General features: G+C 45.1%; 13 protein-coding genes. 6 read left to right on the top strand and 7 right to left on the bottom strand.

The window, feature by feature from the left end; translation table 11 throughout:
• Positions 1–132: 132 nt before the first annotated feature.
• Positions 133–2,484: a fatty acid cis/trans isomerase gene (locus GZK95_RS17485; protein ID WP_075714778.1), complete on the top strand. Its 2,352-nt coding sequence runs from the start codon at positions 133–135 to the stop codon at positions 2,482–2,484.
• A 38-nt stretch (positions 2,485–2,522) separates the two neighbouring features.
• Complete coding sequence (locus GZK95_RS17480; protein WP_075706593.1) at positions 2,523–2,708, top strand: hypothetical protein; 186 nt, start codon at positions 2,523–2,525, stop codon at positions 2,706–2,708.
• Between the two features lie 58 nt (positions 2,709–2,766).
• On the opposite strand, the gene GZK95_RS17475 is transcribed toward GZK95_RS17480, so the two are convergent.
• The 3 genes from GZK95_RS17475 to GZK95_RS17465 are packed head-to-tail and all read right to left on the bottom strand — an operon-like array spanning position 2,767 to position 7,665.
• Positions 2,767–4,029, bottom strand: a complete 1,263-nt coding sequence (locus GZK95_RS17475) for a sigma-54-dependent transcriptional regulator (RefSeq protein WP_075714780.1) — start codon at positions 4,027–4,029, stop codon at positions 2,767–2,769.
• Complete coding sequence (locus GZK95_RS17470; RefSeq protein WP_083626199.1) at positions 4,016–6,373, bottom strand: ATP-binding protein; 2,358 nt, start codon at positions 6,371–6,373, stop codon at positions 4,016–4,018. Before GZK95_RS17470 ends, GZK95_RS17475 begins: the two co-directional genes overlap by 14 nt.
• Positions 6,370–7,665, bottom strand: coding sequence for an ABC transporter substrate-binding protein (locus tag GZK95_RS17465; RefSeq protein ID WP_225623951.1), 1,296 nt, complete (start codon positions 7,663–7,665; stop codon positions 6,370–6,372). Before GZK95_RS17465 ends, GZK95_RS17470 begins: the two co-directional genes overlap by 4 nt.
• A gap of 290 nt (positions 7,666–7,955) precedes the next feature.
• Between GZK95_RS17465 and GZK95_RS17460 the strand changes: the two genes are divergently transcribed.
• From GZK95_RS17460 to GZK95_RS17450, 3 genes are all read left to right on the top strand, one after another.
• Entirely contained in the window at positions 7,956–9,335 is a 1,380-nt protein-coding gene (locus tag GZK95_RS17460; RefSeq protein ID WP_075714786.1) for an MFS transporter, read from the top strand.
• A gap of 93 nt (positions 9,336–9,428) precedes the next feature.
• On the top strand, positions 9,429–10,913 hold the full coding sequence (gene pyk / locus GZK95_RS17455) for a pyruvate kinase (RefSeq protein WP_075714788.1): 1,485 nt from the start codon (positions 9,429–9,431) through the stop codon (positions 10,911–10,913).
• 404 nt (positions 10,914–11,317) lie between these two features.
• A complete protein-coding gene (locus GZK95_RS17450) occupies positions 11,318–13,066 on the top strand; it encodes a formate--tetrahydrofolate ligase (RefSeq protein ID WP_075706597.1) in 1,749 nt (582 codons plus the stop codon).
• A gap of 48 nt (positions 13,067–13,114) precedes the next feature.
• On the opposite strand, the gene GZK95_RS17445 is transcribed toward GZK95_RS17450, so the two are convergent.
• The gene (locus GZK95_RS17445) at positions 13,115–13,837 is read right to left on the bottom strand and encodes a class I SAM-dependent methyltransferase (protein ID WP_075714002.1); all 723 of its coding nucleotides are present in this window, start codon (positions 13,835–13,837) and stop codon (positions 13,115–13,117) included.
• A 234-nt stretch (positions 13,838–14,071) separates the two neighbouring features.
• Between GZK95_RS17445 and msrB the strand changes: the two genes are divergently transcribed.
• A complete protein-coding gene (gene msrB, locus GZK95_RS17440) occupies positions 14,072–15,205 on the top strand; it encodes a peptide-methionine (R)-S-oxide reductase MsrB (protein ID WP_075714004.1) in 1,134 nt (377 codons plus the stop codon).
• A gap of 48 nt (positions 15,206–15,253) precedes the next feature.
• Here the strand turns inward: msrB and GZK95_RS17435 are convergent, their stop codons facing one another.
• From GZK95_RS17435 to GZK95_RS17425, 3 genes are all read right to left on the bottom strand, one after another.
• Positions 15,254–15,511: a DUF4282 domain-containing protein gene (locus GZK95_RS17435; RefSeq protein WP_075706600.1), complete on the bottom strand. Its 258-nt coding sequence runs from the start codon at positions 15,509–15,511 to the stop codon at positions 15,254–15,256.
• Between the two features lie 173 nt (positions 15,512–15,684).
• A complete protein-coding gene (locus GZK95_RS17430; protein WP_075714006.1) occupies positions 15,685–16,335 on the bottom strand; it encodes a Qnr family pentapeptide repeat protein in 651 nt (216 codons plus the stop codon).
• 96 nt (positions 16,336–16,431) lie between these two features.
• On the bottom strand, positions 16,432–16,812 hold the full coding sequence (locus GZK95_RS17425) for a cytochrome b562 (protein WP_075714008.1): 381 nt from the start codon (positions 16,810–16,812) through the stop codon (positions 16,432–16,434).
• Between the last annotated feature and the right edge of the window lie 187 nt (positions 16,813–16,999).

The raw sequence follows: 16,999 nt of genomic DNA, 5'->3' as shown, positions 1-16,999 counted from the left end.
CCAATGCCCCGTCCAGCCTACGATTGGCTGGACACTCAGCCCCACGAGTCACGAAATCCAATGGCACCTCGAGGTTACTTGAGTATAGCGATCGAGTATACTTATGCTCAAACTCATAAAAATAAGTAAGCAATGTATTTACGCAGATTCTTTATTGTCGCGTTAGTGACCATTTTCGCTGGTTGTGCTACCTATGCGGGGCTGAACTACGACCAACTATTTGGCGAGCAGCATGTTAGAGACCGTCGCGCAGCATTAGAAAGCACCGATAGTGTCCATTTTCTTGAAGATGTTAAACCCATCATTGATAACCGTTGCGTGGTTTGTCACGCCTGCTATGACGCCCCTTGCCAATTGAAGATGAGTTCAGTTGAAGGTATTGATCGTGGTGCAAGTAAAGAACTGGTTTACCAAGGTACGCGCTTAACTGCCGCCACTCCGACTCGTCTATTCGAAGATGCACAAACAACGCAAGAATGGCGCGCACTAGGCTTTCACCCTGTTCTAAACGAACGTGATCAAACTCCTACCGCCAACATGGAAGCTGGACTCGTCGCTCGATTACTCATGCAAAAAGAGCAACATCCGTTGCCTGATGACGTGCAACTTGAAGGGTTTGATTTTTCCATCGACCGAGAGCAAGTTTGCCCGACCATTGAAGAGCTGGATCAATACCAACAAGATTACCCAACATGGGGAATGCCTTATGGTATGCCTAATCTAAACAATCAGGAATACAACACGCTACTGAGCTGGCTGGAAGATGGGGCGGTCATGAATAAGACCATCCCTCTTACCCTTGAGCAACAAGCTCTGGTCAATCAATATGAAGCGCTATTCAATGGTGATAGCAAACGCCACCAATTGGTCGCGCGTTATGTTTACGAGCACCTGTTCCTTTCTCATCTGTACTTTTCAGACTTGGAAACGCCACGCTTTTTTACCTTGGTGCGCTCTGAGACACCGCCTGGTCAACCCGTAAAACGCATCGCGACACGACGTCCCTATGATGATCCTATGGTCGATCGCGTCTACTACCGCTTAATTCCTGAGCAAGGCACTATTGTCGACAAAACGCATATGCCGTTTGCACTTAACAAGCAACGCATCGATAACTGGAATCAGTGGTTCTTTAAACCAGAGTATTCGGTAACCAAGCTGCCAAGCTATGCGCCTGAAGTAGCTGCAAACCCGATGACGGCATTTATTGATCTACCAGTGAAATCGCGCTTCAAGTTTATGCTTGATAACGCTCAAAACACTATTTCAGCCTTTATCAAAGGCCCCGTATGCCGCGGTCAACTCGCGTTAAACGTCATCAATGACCGCTTCTGGGTCTTTTTCCTTGACCCGGATAAAAGTGACATTCCAGAAGTTAATGAGTTCTATCGCAGTCAAGCAGACAATCTGAAACTGCCCGGAGAACTTGAAAGCAATACACTGCCAGTTACCAACTGGGTGCTCTACTCTCGTCAACAAGCCCGTTACTTGGAGGCTAAGTCGGCCTTTATTAATGAGTGGTTTAAAGATGGTAGACACTTAGATACCAATGTCATTTGGACAGGCAATGGCACAAACCCGAATGCAGCTTTAACCATCTTCCGTCATTTTGATAGTGCATCAGTGGTTCAAGGTATGGTCGGTGAACCGCCAAAAACCGCTTGGATTCTTGATTATGCTTTGCTGGAGCGCATCCACTACTTGCTGGTGGCAGGTTTTGACGTCTATGGTAACTTTGGTCATCAGTTGATTACCCGTATGTTTATGGACTTTCTTCGCTTAGAGGGTGAAAGTAATTTTGTCGCCTTGCTGCCAAGAGATGTTCGTCACGTCGAACAATCAAGTTGGTATCAAGAACAAAGCACCCAACTGAGTGATTTCTTGCAACGCAATGTAAAACCTTTTGATCAACCGACTCAAGTGCAATACCACACAGACAACCCTAAGGCTGAACTGTACGCTAAATTGCAACACAAACTCTCACCGGTGCTCAACGATCGTTATGACATCGTGGATACTGGCTTTAGTGACGACAATGAAGCCTTATTGCGCCAAATCGCACAAATTAAAGGCGAAGGTTTGCGTTCAATCCCGCAAATTATGATGCTGATGATTGATGGCAATAATGGTCAATCACAGCTCTTTACGTTGTTGCATAACAATGCACACACCAATATTTCTAGTTTGTTCGATGAAGAAAGCAATCGTGATTATCAACATGATGACCTCACATTAGTGCGCGGAGTGATCGGCAGTTATCCTGCTGCGTATTTATCCCTCGATGAGAATCAAATTCCCGCACTGGTCAATATGTTGAAAAACATGCGTAACGAGCAGGATTACGTCAAGCTATTGGATGCATTTGCAATTCGTCGCAGCAATCCTGAGTTCTGGTCGTTTAGTGACAAAGTGCACCAATGGTATCGACAAGATCAACCTATCGAATTTGGTTTGCTTGACTACAATAGATTTGAGAATAGGTAGAATTCGTTAATCCTTCTTTCCTATTTCAGGAGGTGTGTATGAACAGCAAAGAGACGATCCGAAACCTTGAGCAACAACTCTACGTGGCTTGTTCTGAAGGCGATTACGACACGGTCAATATGCTAGAGCATCAGTTAGAGATGTTACGCAGTAAAGCAGAACATCCATTTGACGATGACCCTTACGCGCCAGAGGGAAAACTCTTCCCTGATGATGAGTGGTAACTCGTCATAAACGCGAACTACGAAAAAGCCCCGCAAGGGGCTTTTGTTTATTGATTAGCTAACGGGATTTAAAGTCTTCTTTTTCTAATCCGTGTTTTTTCATTCGTAAATACAGTTTTTTGCGTGGAACTTGGAGATAACTGGCGGCTTCACTCACTTTTCCGGCGTGTAAATAGAGCGCATCTTCAATCAGTTGCTTCTCAAAATCTTCAACCGTTTCATCCAATGGTGAACTCATTGCCTCATGACTGTACATTCGCTCTTTGCCCGTCAACTTGACGATGCCAATCGCATAGAGCTCCGCCACGTTGCGTAACTCGCGAATGTTACCTGGCCACGTATGGGCACGAAGTATCGCCAAGTAACTCGAATCCACTTTCGGTAAGTTTTTCCCCAACTTTCGACAACTACGCTTGAGAAAATAGTGAAACAGGAGCGCAATATCGTCGGGGCGCTGCCGCAATGCCGGCACTTTAATACAACCCTGATTGATTAAGTAGTAAAGCTCCGGAATGATCTGCTGGCGCGCAACGTAGGCTTCTGGGTCACTATCAAATAGCGAAATAACAGACACCGCCCGACTTTGCTCTCTCTCTGCCAGTAACAACTGTTGTACCAACTGACGCTGAGCCGAGTCGGAACCATGTTCCAACCCTGAGATAACGAGCGTACCGTTAAAGCCTTGCTCTAAACGCACAACCGCCTGTTCCAGTTCCTCACCCAACTCGACTTGCAGCTCAAACAGCTCAGGTGCAGGGCTTTTCATATCATGAATTAATTGCGCCGCACTGTGTCTACCACTGCCCTGCTCACCCCAAACCACAACATGAGAGTTAAGCATCGCAAACTGAGCAATATGCTGTCGAATCTGTTCTATTTGAGCAGAGTTACCAATCAAGCAATTATTGATTTGCTGGTTAATATTTTGCTTTTGTTCAATGTAGGCACGACGTAAATCTAGATACTGCTTAACTTGAGTTAACAGTGCTGGTGGACTAATTGGCTTTTCAACAAACTCGCACGCCCCCTGCTTAACTGCATCCACTGCCATGGGAATATCTCCATGTCCGGTAATCACAATCACCGGAATACCCGCATCAATTTGTTTGATTTTGCTTAGCAGCTCTAATCCATGCATCTGAGGCATGTACATATCCAGCAACACTACGCCTGCCCAGTCAGTACGCAAATGCGCTAACGCCAACGTCGGATCCTCGATACATTTTGAGGACAAGCCTGAAATCGACATTAAATGTGCGTACGCATCCAGCACATCTCGATCATCATCAACAATCAGTACAGAAAAATTAGACTTGTTCACTCGGTAACTCCATCACGACCATTGCACCTTGATTTAATCCTGAGGCGATATAAATATGCCCACCATTGCCTTCAATTAATGAGCGACAAATGTTCAACCCTAACCCCAGTCCCACTTCTTTGGTGGTTGTAAACGGTTGGAACAGTTTGTCGATGATTGATTGACTAAAACCACTACCTGTATCTGTGATTGCGAAGCGCTGATAGCAACCCACTTGCTCAAGGTAGATCACCTCCACTTGCTTTTGCTCTGTGCCGTTTTCTACCACTGCATCACAACTATTCACCATCAAGTTGACTAACACCTGCTCCAAACTGACATCATTGGTCCACACTGTCACATCGTCCGGAATAGTATTGCTGATTGCGATTTGCTGCCGCTTACACTTAGTCGAAACCAGAATGTTCGCTTGCTCTACCAGTTCATGTAATGAGTACTGGCGCAACTCGCCACCATCACTTTTACGGGCAAAGTGACGTAGGTTTTTGATGATTTTACCCATTCGACCGACCAAACCATCAATATGGGAAATGGACTGTTTGACCGAATCGTACTCTCCGCGGTCAGCAAAAACCTCTGCACTGTAAACGTAGGTCGACATCGCACTTAGCGGTTGATTAAGTTCATGTGCCAAACTGGTCATGGTTTGCCCAACTACCGCCATTTTTGCCGCTTGAATCAACTCACTTTGCGTGTTTTTCAGATTAACTTGTGCTATCTCCCGCTCCGCTATCTCATCGAGCAACTGCTGATTTTTGACCGTGAGATCTCGCGTTTTATCGGCGACAAGCTGCTCTAGTTGTAGCGCATTGTTGGTTTGTTGAGTAACGTCGGTGATGGTCACAATGACTTTGCCAAGGTTCGCATGGGTAAACAAACGAATATCAAAATGGAGGTAGCGTCGCTGTTCTTGGCTGCCTATCGCCAGTGTTAGTGCTTCGTTTTCACTGTGTACCAGTCGGTCACGCATCGCGAACATTTGCCGCAACTTCACTTGATTGACAGAGTCAAAGCTCGCCCATAACTTCTGGCTTTGTGAAATCGTTTCTAAACCTAATAGTCGGCGGGCATTCAAGTTGGCTGACTCTATGTCACCGTTGGTATCACACGTCACCAAACTGGCTGTAGTATTGTTGATTAAGCTAATTGCATTGGTACGCTGTATCTCACGAACTTTATCGCCATACTCAATCAATTTGGCACTTAAGCGCCCAATTTCATCCTTACCATCAACTTGAATCGGATGAGTCAGATCGTCATTAATTATCGCGTCAATACTTGTACTTAAGTTGGTCAATCGCGCCACAATTCGTCGATTGATAAAGTAGTAAGTCAAAAATAGGCTAATCAAAATCGACAAACTAAAAAATACAATCAATACATGGTTGCCGTAAGTCACCATTTGGGTGGTTTCTTGCTTAACCGTTAAAAAATCTTTGTCTGTTTCAATAATTAAGCGCGCCACTCGCTGGTGGATAAACTCGAGTTGTCGGTTAATTTCATAGTTTGTCTGCTGCAGTTGGGTTTGCAACGCAACTTTCTCAAGCAATAGTTGGTGAAAGTCACCCTCCGGCTTTAGCACTTGAGTCAGTTCCGAAATCAGTTGCTGATAAGCAATTGCCGCAGGGTGATCAAAAATTGCTGTACTGACGCTATTTAACTCTTCCAAACGGAAATTGACCATCTTTAAACTGTTGTTAACCAGTTCTTTCTGCGACTCTGACAACAACTCATCAACCATCGCATAAAGCGTACTCTCCATATCCAAAATTTGTTGGATGGCGTTTAAAGTTGTCAGCAGTTGACGGGTACTCTCTACTGAGCTGTTACGCTCAATTTGCCAGTGATATTCCTGCCGCAAAGGGATCAACTCGGTGTCGATATCTTGATGAAGCCAACTCAATTGCTCTTTGTACAAATCAATCGAGCGTTGCTGATCGATTTTTTCAGACACCTGATGAGCCAATCTATCTGCATAAGATTCTAGCTTGTCGTAAACCTGATCAAACTCTTGCAGCTCCGATTGCAGATGAAGATTGTTGCTAAGGGCACTTTTTACTTTGCCTATTTCTTCAATCACCGCTTGTGACTGTATTTCGAGTTCAACTTTGTTGGGAGCACTGGCTAGCAAATCCACACGACGACGAATTTCGCTACTGCGACTTTCAAGAAGATAGCTTAAGTTGTACTTAGGCACGCTAGTGGTTAGCAAACTGTTTACTTGGCTATCCAATTGGTTCCAGGTTGCCCATGCAACGACACAAACAATCGTTAACATTAATGTGCTGCAGGCAAAAGCCGTCACCAGCTTTGCTCCGATGGTGTGGCGTTGTTTCAACCTCATAGGTTCGCCTCAAGTTTCAGCTGTCTCAATTTATCCTCGACTTCGACTAAACTCGCCGCCAGTTCCAACGCTAAGTAGTGATCAAACTCGGCCAACAAGACTTCCATCTGGTTTTTCTCAAGTTCCGATTGGGTGTTCAACATAGTTAGCTTATTGGCTAGGCTCTCAATCTCTTGCTCACTAAAAGGGACACTAAACAATTGCGCTTTAAGTGTCTCCAGTTCTGCCAACTGTTCAGCGTTAGTAAGCTGTTTCTCGACGGTATGAAGTGCCAACCAACTGTCTTTTAACATAGGTAAACGCTTAGTCACCGCCATATCAAAAATTTTATTGGTCAACTGTTCTCGCCCCAACACATCCGCAAACACTAGGTTAGGAATTTGGTCGGTATAAAGTGATTTATCTGCCAATGAATGTTTGGAAAAACTGCTCTGATCTAAGGTGTTTTGCACTTGTTGTGACAACAGTAACTGGATGAACTTAGCCGCGTACTGGTCATATCCTTGCCCAGCGATCTCCGCTATATAGGTCGGCATTAAGGTAAAATCTTGATCATAACTAAAATGCAGATGTTCGAACTCTTGCTGTAATATCAAAGCATAGCTGTCAATGGTTGGTCCTACACCAAACTGCCCTTTAGCCACATAATCACTCACACCAAAGCTGCGTGCCGATATCGTGCCTAAGTTCGCGCCAATGTTAAGAATCATTCGCCAACCATCACGCCAACCGTATTGATGCAATATACTCTCGATCATCATTTGAGTGGTGCCAGAACGTGAAGGCGTACTCATCGTTATATGCTCAAAATAAATCGGGTCGGTCAGTGAAGCGAATGATTTGGGCACAGGCAACGTATTAGCATCTAAGTAATCTTGGCTCCACACAATACCGGCACCAGAGTATCCCAACACTGCAACTTGCTCTTTAGGAGGCAAAATAAACGGTTCAATCCAACTTGGTCGCTCAGCTCGCCACGAGATAGGCTTTAGCCGCGAATGACTCGCCAATTTTTGCATCAAAAATGGTGAGGAACTCAACACTAAGTCTACATCTTGCATATAGCGTCGATTCAATAGTTGTATAGCAGACTGAGTACGGCGATGAATCAAGCGTACCTCAACATCTGGATAAAGCTGATTAAAATGCGCTATTAATGCATTGAGCGGCTCACGCGAAAACGTGGTCAAAATGACCAGTTCACGGCTATCTGTTTGGCTGTAAGCGGGGGAAACCACTGATGCAATCAGCATTATCGCGCTTACCAAGCCTGTCACTACCCTGTTTCTCACGTCACAAAAACCTTGTGTTATGTGCGCCATTTCAAATCTCTGATAATCAAAGGAAAAAAGACAATCCTCTTGATTGAGTCATTAATGACGCACTGTTTCTCTGTTCGCTGGCAATTTTATCAGCAACACGGATTTCGAGCATATCCTCTTTCCCACTTTTGACTCACCAAAAATAGCCGTTTGAGTCAAAAATGCCCCAAAAGCCAGCTTTTGAGCATTTTCGCTTTTCTGCAGAAGATATCGGCGTGGAAACACCTTTGTGAATTTCGTCTCGAACATGGAGAGCAAAAATGTTTAATTTCTTTAAAACCCGTCCGGACTTACCACTGTCCGACAACAACAAACAGGCGATGCAAGCGCGCTATAAGCGCTATCAATGGCAAGTCTTTTTGGGTCTAGTATTTGGTTATGCCGTTTTCTACGTAGTACGTATGAGCTTAGGTGTCGTGAAAAAGCCAATGCTTGATGCTGGTATCGTTACAATTGAAGAACTGGGCTTAATGGGTTCGGCGTTCTTCTTTACTTATGCAATAGGTAAATTCTCCAACGGCTTCCTTTCTGACTATGCCAATATCGGCCGCTTTATGTCGTTCTCGCTAATGCTATCGGGCGTAACAGCCATAGCAATGGGTCTAAACACAGCAGGATTATTCTTTGTCCTATTGTGGGGTCTTAACGGTTGGTTCCAATCTGTAGGTTCTGCACCGTCATGTGTTTCACTGTTCCAATGGTTCTCACCAAAACAACGTGGTACCCGTTACTCTATTTGGGGTGGCTCACGTAACATCGGTGAAGGTATTACATGGATCCTAACCGCGACACTAGTAAGCTACTTAGGTTGGCGCGCAGGCTTTATTGGCGCTGGTATTGCCGCTATCGCAGCCGCTCTGTGTATGTTCTTCGTACTGAAAGATCGCCCACAAACATACGGTCTACCTGATGCAGCAACCGCATTCGACGAAGAGCCAGAAATTAAGAAGTCTAACGACCCTAAAGAAACTCGTCGCGCACAGATGTTCGTTCTTAAGCAACCTGTTGTTTGGCTAATTGCAGCAGCATGTGCGGCAATGTATGTATCACGCTATGCGATGTCATCTTGGGCTGTTCTTTACCTGCAAGAGCAAAAAGGCTACTCACTGATTGATGCTGGTTTTGCAATGTCAACGTACCCAATTGCGGGTCTTGCAGGGGCAATGCTTTCAGGCGTGATTTCAGACAAGCTATTTAATGCAAACCGTCACATCCCTACTCTGCTTTATGGTATCGCAAACATTGCAGGTATGTGTTTGATGTTCTTTGGTCCAGATAACCGTGTAGTTGACGCTGTCGCTCTTGGCCTAATCGGTTTCGCAATTGGTGGTCTAGTTGTATTCCTAGCCGGTCTAACTGCTTGTGACTTGATGCCGAAAAACGCAGTTGGCGCAGTAAAAGGATTTATCGGTCTGTTCTCTTACATTGCAGCATCTGCTCAAGAAGTTGTGTCTGCGTCTCTGATCACGATCACCGAAGTTGACGGTATCAAACACTACGACTTTGGTAACGCACAGTACTTCTGGTTGGCTGCAAGTGTTGTGTCGCTACTCCTAGCCCTAACGGTATGGAATGCGAAGAAAGTGGTAGACATCGAGCCTGAGCAAAATGACACGCTAGAAGTAAAACCTAGCCATTAATCCACAGCGGCTTATAAGGGTGTTAACCCTTATAAGCCCTACTCTAAATAACGATTCACTCTTTCCTTCCTTTTTGTCGTTATAGGTACAACTATGTGTAAAACTAAAATTGTCGCCACACTTGGTCCAGCTTCGTCTTCACCTGAAATGCTCACTGAAATGATTCGAGCTGGTGTCAATGTCGTTCGCTTAAACTTCTCTCATGGCACTGCCAACGAACACGCGGAACGCGCCGCATTGGTACGCTCGATTGCTCGCGACTTGAACAAGAACGTGGCTATTTTAGCTGACCTACAAGGCCCAAAAATCCGTATTGCTTGCTTCAAACATGGCCCTATTCATCTCACAAAAGGTGATGTGTTCTATCTTGATGGTTTGCTGGGCGATCACGATGGTTACCTACAAAGAGTAGGACTTGATTACCCTGAGCTTATCGATGATCTCAAAGTAGACGATGTACTACTACTCGATGACGGTCGCGTGCAATTACGCGTAATTGAGGTAGCAAGAGAGCAACGTTGGGTAAAAACTAAAGCGCTCAACAATGGCAAACTATCTGACCGCAAAGGAATCAACCTTCTAGGCGGCGGTTTATCAGCGCCAGCGCTAACCGAAAAAGACAAAGCGGATATCTTAACTGCTGCAAAAATCCAAGCGGACTTTGTTGCAGTCTCGTTCCCTCGCAATAGCCGCGATATTGCTTATGCAAGACAATTGGTTCAGCAAGCAGGCAGCGACGCACACATCATCGCCAAAGTCGAACGAGCGGAAGTGGTGGCAAGCGAACTAGCCATGGACGAGGTGATTCAAGCCTCTGATGCGATCATGGTGGCGCGAGGCGACTTAGGCGTTGAAATCGGTGATGCTCGCTTGGCATTCGCACAGAAGAAACTGATCGAACGTGCACAATTCCATGGAAAACCCGTGATTACTGCGACCCAAATGATGGAGTCGATGATTGATAACCCTCTACCCACTCGCGCTGAAGTATTAGATGTTGCCAACGCAATCATTGACGGTACCGATGCCGTAATGCTGTCTGCGGAGTCGGCAGCAGGAGCCTACCCACTTGAATCCGTTCAAGCGATGGTGCGTATTGCTCAGGGCGCGGAAGCGGACTTAGAGTGTAAGCATAACTGCTGGGATGAACTGCAACACTTATGTTCTGAGCCGGGCAAAAGCTTTGCGCTCTCTTCTATGATTTCTGCATCCAAAGTACACAAAGACCTTGGCGTGGCCATTTTAACCCAACACGGCGAAACACCAAGACTGATGTCTCGTTGTCAAAGCAAAGCGCAGATTTGGGCGCTAAGCGACCAGCCTCGCTTGCTGGCAAAACTGGCGCTACTGCGAGGTGTTACGCCCGTTTACTTTAGCTCAAGCCAAGTAAACTCGAACGAGCTACCAAATTCGGTTGCCCAATGTTTACAAAACCATACTCATTTGGCGAAAGTCAGCTCGCTGCTGATCACCCAACTTGAGTCGTTAGAAGGCAGTGGTGACGTTAACGTTTGTCGTTTGTTGAAGCTACAAGACAACCAAACACATTTGAAAACTGAGCGAGAAATTGCCGCTTAGTTGCTCATGTTGTTGTTATTCCATTTATACCCAAACAACTTGGAGATGCAGGTAGGCGCCAAAGGAACAAAACCTCAGAGCAGAGATGTACTTTGTGATGAGGTTTGAGAGTGCCAGTCAACACCGCCACAGCTTCTATTGGAACGGGTATTGTTATCGTTTATCCCACAACAAAAAAACTCCCCCTTTTTGTGCTCCACAGGGATTTGGCCTGCCTTCGGGCAGGTCCTTTTTAATTCCACTCCAAAGGCGTTTTTGACTTGTATAAAATGCCATTCGCGAGCATAGTAACCTTCCCTTTTGGACAATGTGCTACAAACTAATCCTTTACAAAGCACTTTTTGACGCTATTATTCTTGCGCAAACGTTTGCTTGTCCATTTTTTTTGCATAATTGAGGGTTTTATGCTGTCGGATATTGATATTTGCCGTACTACATCATTGTCATCAATTCATGACATCGCACTTCGTGCAGGCTTATTGCCTGAAGAGTTTCACAGTCAAGGAAAACACAAAGCTAAGGTTTCACTCAATTGCCTAAAACGTCTAAGTAAAAAAGCGAGTGGAAAATTAGTTGTGGTCACAGCGATTACACCCACGCCACTTGGCGAAGGAAAAACAGTCACCACCGTCGGGCTTGCTCAGGGAATCGCGCAACTTAGCCATTCTGTCATGGCTTGTATCCGCCAACCGTCTATGGGTCCAGTATTCGGCGTAAAAGGTGGAGCCGCTGGTGGAGGCTACTCACAAGTCGCACCAATGGAAGAGCTAAACTTACACCTCACTGGTGATATTCATGCCGTCACCGCAGCACACAATTTGGCAGCAGCAGCAATCGACGCACGCATTTACCACGAGCAACGCAATGGCTACGAAGACTTTACCGCACGCAGCGGCTTAAAAGCACTCAAAATTGATCCAAAGCGCGTAGTGTGGAAACGCGTCATGGACCATAACGACCGAGCATTACGTATGGTTACCGTTGGTCAGAACGACTTAGGCAAAACAATTAACGGTTTTGAACGTCAAGATGGTTTCGACATTTCCGCGGCTTCTGAATTAATGGCGATACTCGCGCTATCATCAGACCTTAAAGACCTGCGCCAACGTATCGGCCGAGTGGTCGTCGCCTACTCAATGGAAGGTGAACCAATCACAGCCGAAGATCTTCAAGTCGCAGGCGCAATGGCGGTTAGCATGCGTGATGCCATCGAACCAACCCTAATGCAAACCCTCGAAGGGGTTCCTACCCTGATCCACGCAGGTCCATTTGCCAATATCGCCCACGGTAACTCTTCAATCATTGCCGATAACATCGCCACTCATCTTGCTGACTACACCGTAACCGAAGGTGGGTTTGGCTCAGATATGGGCTTTGAAAAAGCCTGTAATATCAAAGCGCAAGTGTCTGGAAAAGCGCCAGATTGTGCGGTGATTGTTGCGACACTACGCGGCCTAAAAGCCAATTCAGGCTTGTATGATCTTAAACCGGGCCAAGCGATCCCTGATTCACTTTTCGAAGATGATGAAAAAGCGCTTGAAGCCGGTTTTGCCAACTTAAAATGGCACATAGAAAATGTCGCAAAGTATGGCGTGCCTGCCGTTGTTGCGATTAATCGCTTCCCACAAGATAGTGAAAAAGAGTTAGCCCAACTAAAGGCGATGGTAGAAGCGTTGCCAAATAACGTCGAAGTGGCGCTAAGCGAGGGCTTTTCTAAAGGTGGAGAAGGCACACTAGAACTCGCAAGTAAGGTAATTAAACAGTGTGAGCACGAGAGTCAGTTCACACCGCTTTACACCTTCTCTCAGACCACCGAAGAAAAACTGATGGCGGTTGCAGAAGTAGGCTACGGCGCTTCAAGCGTCACGCTGAGCTATCAAGCAAGAAATCAACTTGAAGAGTACCAAAAACAAGGCTTCGATAACCTTGCCGTTTGCCTCGCGAAAACCCCGCTTTCGATTTCAACCGAGGGAAGCCTCAAAGGTGCACCAAGTCAGTTTAACGTTCCGATTCGTGAGCTTAAGCTGTGTGCTGGTGCCGGCTTTATTTACGCCTTATGCGGCAATGTGATGACCATGCCTGGTTTACCCGAAAAACCAGCGTTTATGAACTTAGATTTAGACGATGATGGAAATATCATCGGTTTAAGTTAACGCCACTTATCTGGGTTTAAGCCAAGTGCATCGCTTGGCTTAGACCTTTCACTCGCTGATTTTCTGGCATTTAATAAAGATAAAGTTTGGATTCTTGGTTAGATGCTCAAAACGCTCTGGATCTATTTGCTCTACCTCTGCTGAAACCTTACCTTCTGAAAGCTCCGTGATAACCATACCATTCTGGGAAATTGCAGCCGTAATTTCACTCAACGAACGGCGATAGAATGTCACTTCTACTGGTTCACCGATCGTATTCCACTCCTCTTGTATTCGTTCTCGCGCAAAATAGTCACCGGACATCGAACATTCAAAGTCCGCAAAAGGATGATGAGTAGAGAATACAAAGTATCCCCCCGGTTTCAGTACTCGCTCTACATCTCTAAATAGCGGGTTGAGGTCTTCTAGATAATGGATCATCAGTGGAGATATCACCAAATCAAAGCAGCTATCTGACTCGGATGGAAGCCCACTGTTAAGATCTTGAACATAAGCATTTACTTGTACTTTGGTTTCCCACTGCTCCAGCTTCGACTGGACTATATTAACCATGTCCAAAGAGTAATCGATACAAGTTGCTTGATTAATCCCTTGCTTAAGCAAGTACTGTAAATAGACGCCAGAGCCGCACCCCAAATCGAGCACATTCAGCCCATCGAGTTTTGGTAGCAACGCTTGTAAACTTGGACGTTCTAGGTAGGCATTATATATGTTGCTTTGAATAACCTTATCGTACTGATTAGCAAAATTTGAATATAATGGCGACTTCATATCGGTGTTAGCTCTATCTAATTTGGGCAAGGTGGGATTATCACTCAGCCTCTTTGTTTATCAAAGTTGAATCTAGCTTGCAGCTTATCGAGACTGGATCTGCCTCAGCCTTTTACTTGATTACTCTCTTCTGTATTCAAACTCGTATCTAAGATTAAATTTGAAACAGTGGGAATTTTTCCTGCCGCCTGCCGTTCTATTTGTAATAGATAGAATGACATGACAGAGGTTAGTATGAAACTGAAACTATCGTTGATACTCCCCCTACTCGCTCTAGTGCTGATCGCAGCTTCATTTTTAGGGCGTGCTGACAGCAAAATGAACAACTCAAAAACCGGCGGTAAAACCGAATTCGCGACGCTGGCTGGAGGGTGTTTTTGGTGTACCGAATCTGATTTAGAGAAACTGCCCGGTGTGATTGACGTGGTTTCAGGCTATTCAGGTGGCACGCTTGAAAACCCGCAATACAAACAAGTTGCCTCAGGAAAAACTCAGCATATTGAAGTTATCCAAGTCACGTTTGACCCAGAACAAGTGAGCTACGAGCAAGTGCTGGACCAGTTCTTCCGCCACATTGACCCAACCGATGATCAGGGTTCTTTTGTGGATCGCGGTCCTCAGTATCGCCCTGCTATCTTCTACCATTCTGACCAACAGCAAGAGATTGCGCAGAATTTTATGCAAGAAATTGATGCACTCGGTGTATTTAAAAAACCGTTAAAAACGGAGCTGCGCCCATTTAAAGAGTTTTGGATTGCCGAGGATTATCATCAAGACTACTACAAACGAAATTCAGTGCGATACAAGTACTACCGTTATTCTTCTGGACGCGACGCCTACCTTGATGAAATTTTTGGCGAGCAACGCAATACAAACCCAGTCACACTGCGCCAAATGATCGATGAGAGTAAAGGAGTCACTCAGAGTAGATCCTACTCTAAACCAAGTGATGCAGAGATTCGTGACCGTTTAACTGAGCTTCAATACTACGTGACGCAAGAGGATGGTACGGAACGCGCATTTAACAATGAGTATTGGGATAACAAAGCAGAAGGCATTTATGTTGATATTGTGTCTGGAGAGCCGCTATTCTCATCGACCGACAAGTACCGTTCAGGCACAGGCTGGCCCAGCTTTACCAAACCAATCAACGATGCGTTTATTGTCACCCAAACAGACTATAAACTACTCTACCCGCGCACGGAAGTTCGTAGCCGATTTGCTGACTCTCACTTAGGGCACGTGTTTAAAGATGGCCCAAAACCAACTGGGTTGCGCTACTGCATGAACTCAGCGGCAATGCGCTTTATCGCTAAGGAAGATCTAAAAAAAGAAGGCTATGAGGAATATCTAGCGCTATTTAATTAACCAAGGGAAGTGCTGTAGAAGCCGTTTTACGCTTCTACAGCGTAGCCATTATTCGCCCTGCTTAGCGTCAACCAATTTCTGCAAGTTGCCGTTAATTTTGAAAATGACGATCATTAACTCACACCAAATTCGTGCGCCGATAGCACCACCGACGAGTTGCAACAAACCAAGGAATATTGCACCTGAACCATAACCAGTAAACATGGTGGCTAAACCACTAACGATCGCAACTAAAAGAAGTAACCAATAAATGAAGGTGACGATCTTAGGGGTTAGCATTGAGTCAAAAAATAAGAGGCTTTTCATTATCTATCCTTAATAGGGTTAAACAGTAGAGCTATTTGATTAATAGACAAAAATCTAATAATCGACGCATGCTAACATACACTCTACTTATGGTTCGGATAGATACAGCGCCTTCTCGGATATACGTCACGAAAATGTTTAGCTTGTACAACCCGCAATTGGTGATTAATTGATTAAGTTACGATAATCCCCAACGGTTCAAGCAGTTGAGTTTGCTGCCAAGCCGCAATTTTTACCCCAGTCAGGTCGACAAGTTTTGGGTTAAGACCTTGCAAATCACAGTCCGTTAAATCACAGTGACGTACAATAAAATCTCCCCATAAATCACTGGAAAACTCACCGTTGCTGAGGTCAGAACCTTGCAACGAAGCTCCCTGCAAGTTGGTTTCAATCCAACGGTTTTCAAACAGCTCACATTTTTCCAAAATCGCTCGTTCAAAGTTGGCGTAGGAGAGATTACACCCGGTGATATACGCTGAACAAAAGTAAACATTGTGGCTAATTTGATTGGCAAAACGAGCCTGAGAGAAGTCGGTACCTTTGAGATCACATTGACGAAACTCGATACCGTAGCAATCTGCGCCGTTAAACTGGCTCATAGCAAGCTGGCAATTTTTAAAACTTGCCTCTCTTAGATTGGCATAGCGAAATGTGCACCCTTCTACCTCTCCTTGCTCGATAAACACACATTGGTCAAAAGAGGTTTCTACCATCTCTGCGCGACTAAAATCGCAATCGTAGAACTTACACTTTGAGAACTTGTGGTAGCTTAAGTCTTGCCCAGCAAAACTGTGGTTATCGAATACTTGTTCTTGATGATTCATCATTGAATCCGTAAAGCTATTAAATACTGGAGATACTCATCTTATTAGTGCGAAAAATCAAACATCTATTGCTAAATCTTTATCATAGTACTCAAACTAACCAAACAGCTTACGCCAAATACTTGGGTTTCTTTTGTCGTGATACTCTTCGCGTAGTGCATCTATCGTTCTAAGTTCTTGCTTTGCCGCCTCTAAGTCACCTTGTTGCAAGTCATGATTGATTGCCTCAATTGATAGCGAAAGCTTTTCAAACCCTTCGAAGTAGAGTGCCTGTTTTTCTTGCGGATAATCGCCCTGCTGCGCTTGATGCACTAACTGAGCAAACTTGTTTACTGCAGTTTGCATCTCCTCAACGCTGGTAGCTTCAGCGGCATGATTAAAGTCGAGCTTCATCTGCTTCATCATTGACTTAAGATCATCACTCGCAAACACGGTTGCAGAACACAGCAGTCCCATCAGCAAAACTGTCTTTTTCATTTTTCACTCCATTGATCGTACAACCGACAGTCTACGCTAGACGAGCCGCATATCGAAGCCACTAGCCTACGATTAATTGTTTCAGAATTGGTCTAGAGATCGGCAAATCCACCTATACTTTAGCCAAGCAGACGTGCGAGGGTTAGATTGCAGGCAAACGTTTAACAGGTTGGAGCTGTTTTAAGAC

Origin of the sequence: Vibrio panuliri (genome assembly GCF_009938205.1) — a bacterium.
GTDB lineage: Bacteria > Pseudomonadota > Gammaproteobacteria > Enterobacterales > Vibrionaceae > Vibrio > Vibrio panuliri.
Note: the sequence above shows the minus strand (reverse complement) of the source record. Positions and strands in the feature narration are given on the sequence as shown.

Coding starts and splice junctions, on each gene's coding strand:
- GZK95_RS17485 (WP_075714778.1), top strand. CDS start 133: ATGTATTTACGCAGATTCTTTATTGTCGCGTTAGTGACCATTTTCGCT.
- GZK95_RS17480 (WP_075706593.1), top strand. CDS start 2,523: ATGAACAGCAAAGAGACGATCCGAAACCTTGAGCAACAACTCTACGTG.
- GZK95_RS17470 (WP_083626199.1), bottom strand. CDS start 6,373: ATGAGGTTGAAACAACGCCACACCATCGGAGCAAAGCTGGTGACGGCT.
- GZK95_RS17460 (WP_075714786.1), top strand. CDS start 7,956: ATGTTTAATTTCTTTAAAACCCGTCCGGACTTACCACTGTCCGACAAC.
- pyk (WP_075714788.1), top strand. CDS start 9,429: ATGTGTAAAACTAAAATTGTCGCCACACTTGGTCCAGCTTCGTCTTCA.
- GZK95_RS17450 (WP_075706597.1), top strand. CDS start 11,318: ATGCTGTCGGATATTGATATTTGCCGTACTACATCATTGTCATCAATT.
- GZK95_RS17445 (WP_075714002.1), bottom strand. CDS start 13,837: ATGAAGTCGCCATTATATTCAAATTTTGCTAATCAGTACGATAAGGTT.
- msrB (WP_075714004.1), top strand. CDS start 14,072: ATGAAACTGAAACTATCGTTGATACTCCCCCTACTCGCTCTAGTGCTG.
- GZK95_RS17435 (WP_075706600.1), bottom strand. CDS start 15,511: ATGAAAAGCCTCTTATTTTTTGACTCAATGCTAACCCCTAAGATCGTC.
- GZK95_RS17430 (WP_075714006.1), bottom strand. CDS start 16,335: ATGAATCATCAAGAACAAGTATTCGATAACCACAGTTTTGCTGGGCAA.
- GZK95_RS17425 (WP_075714008.1), bottom strand. CDS start 16,812: ATGAAAAAGACAGTTTTGCTGATGGGACTGCTGTGTTCTGCAACCGTG.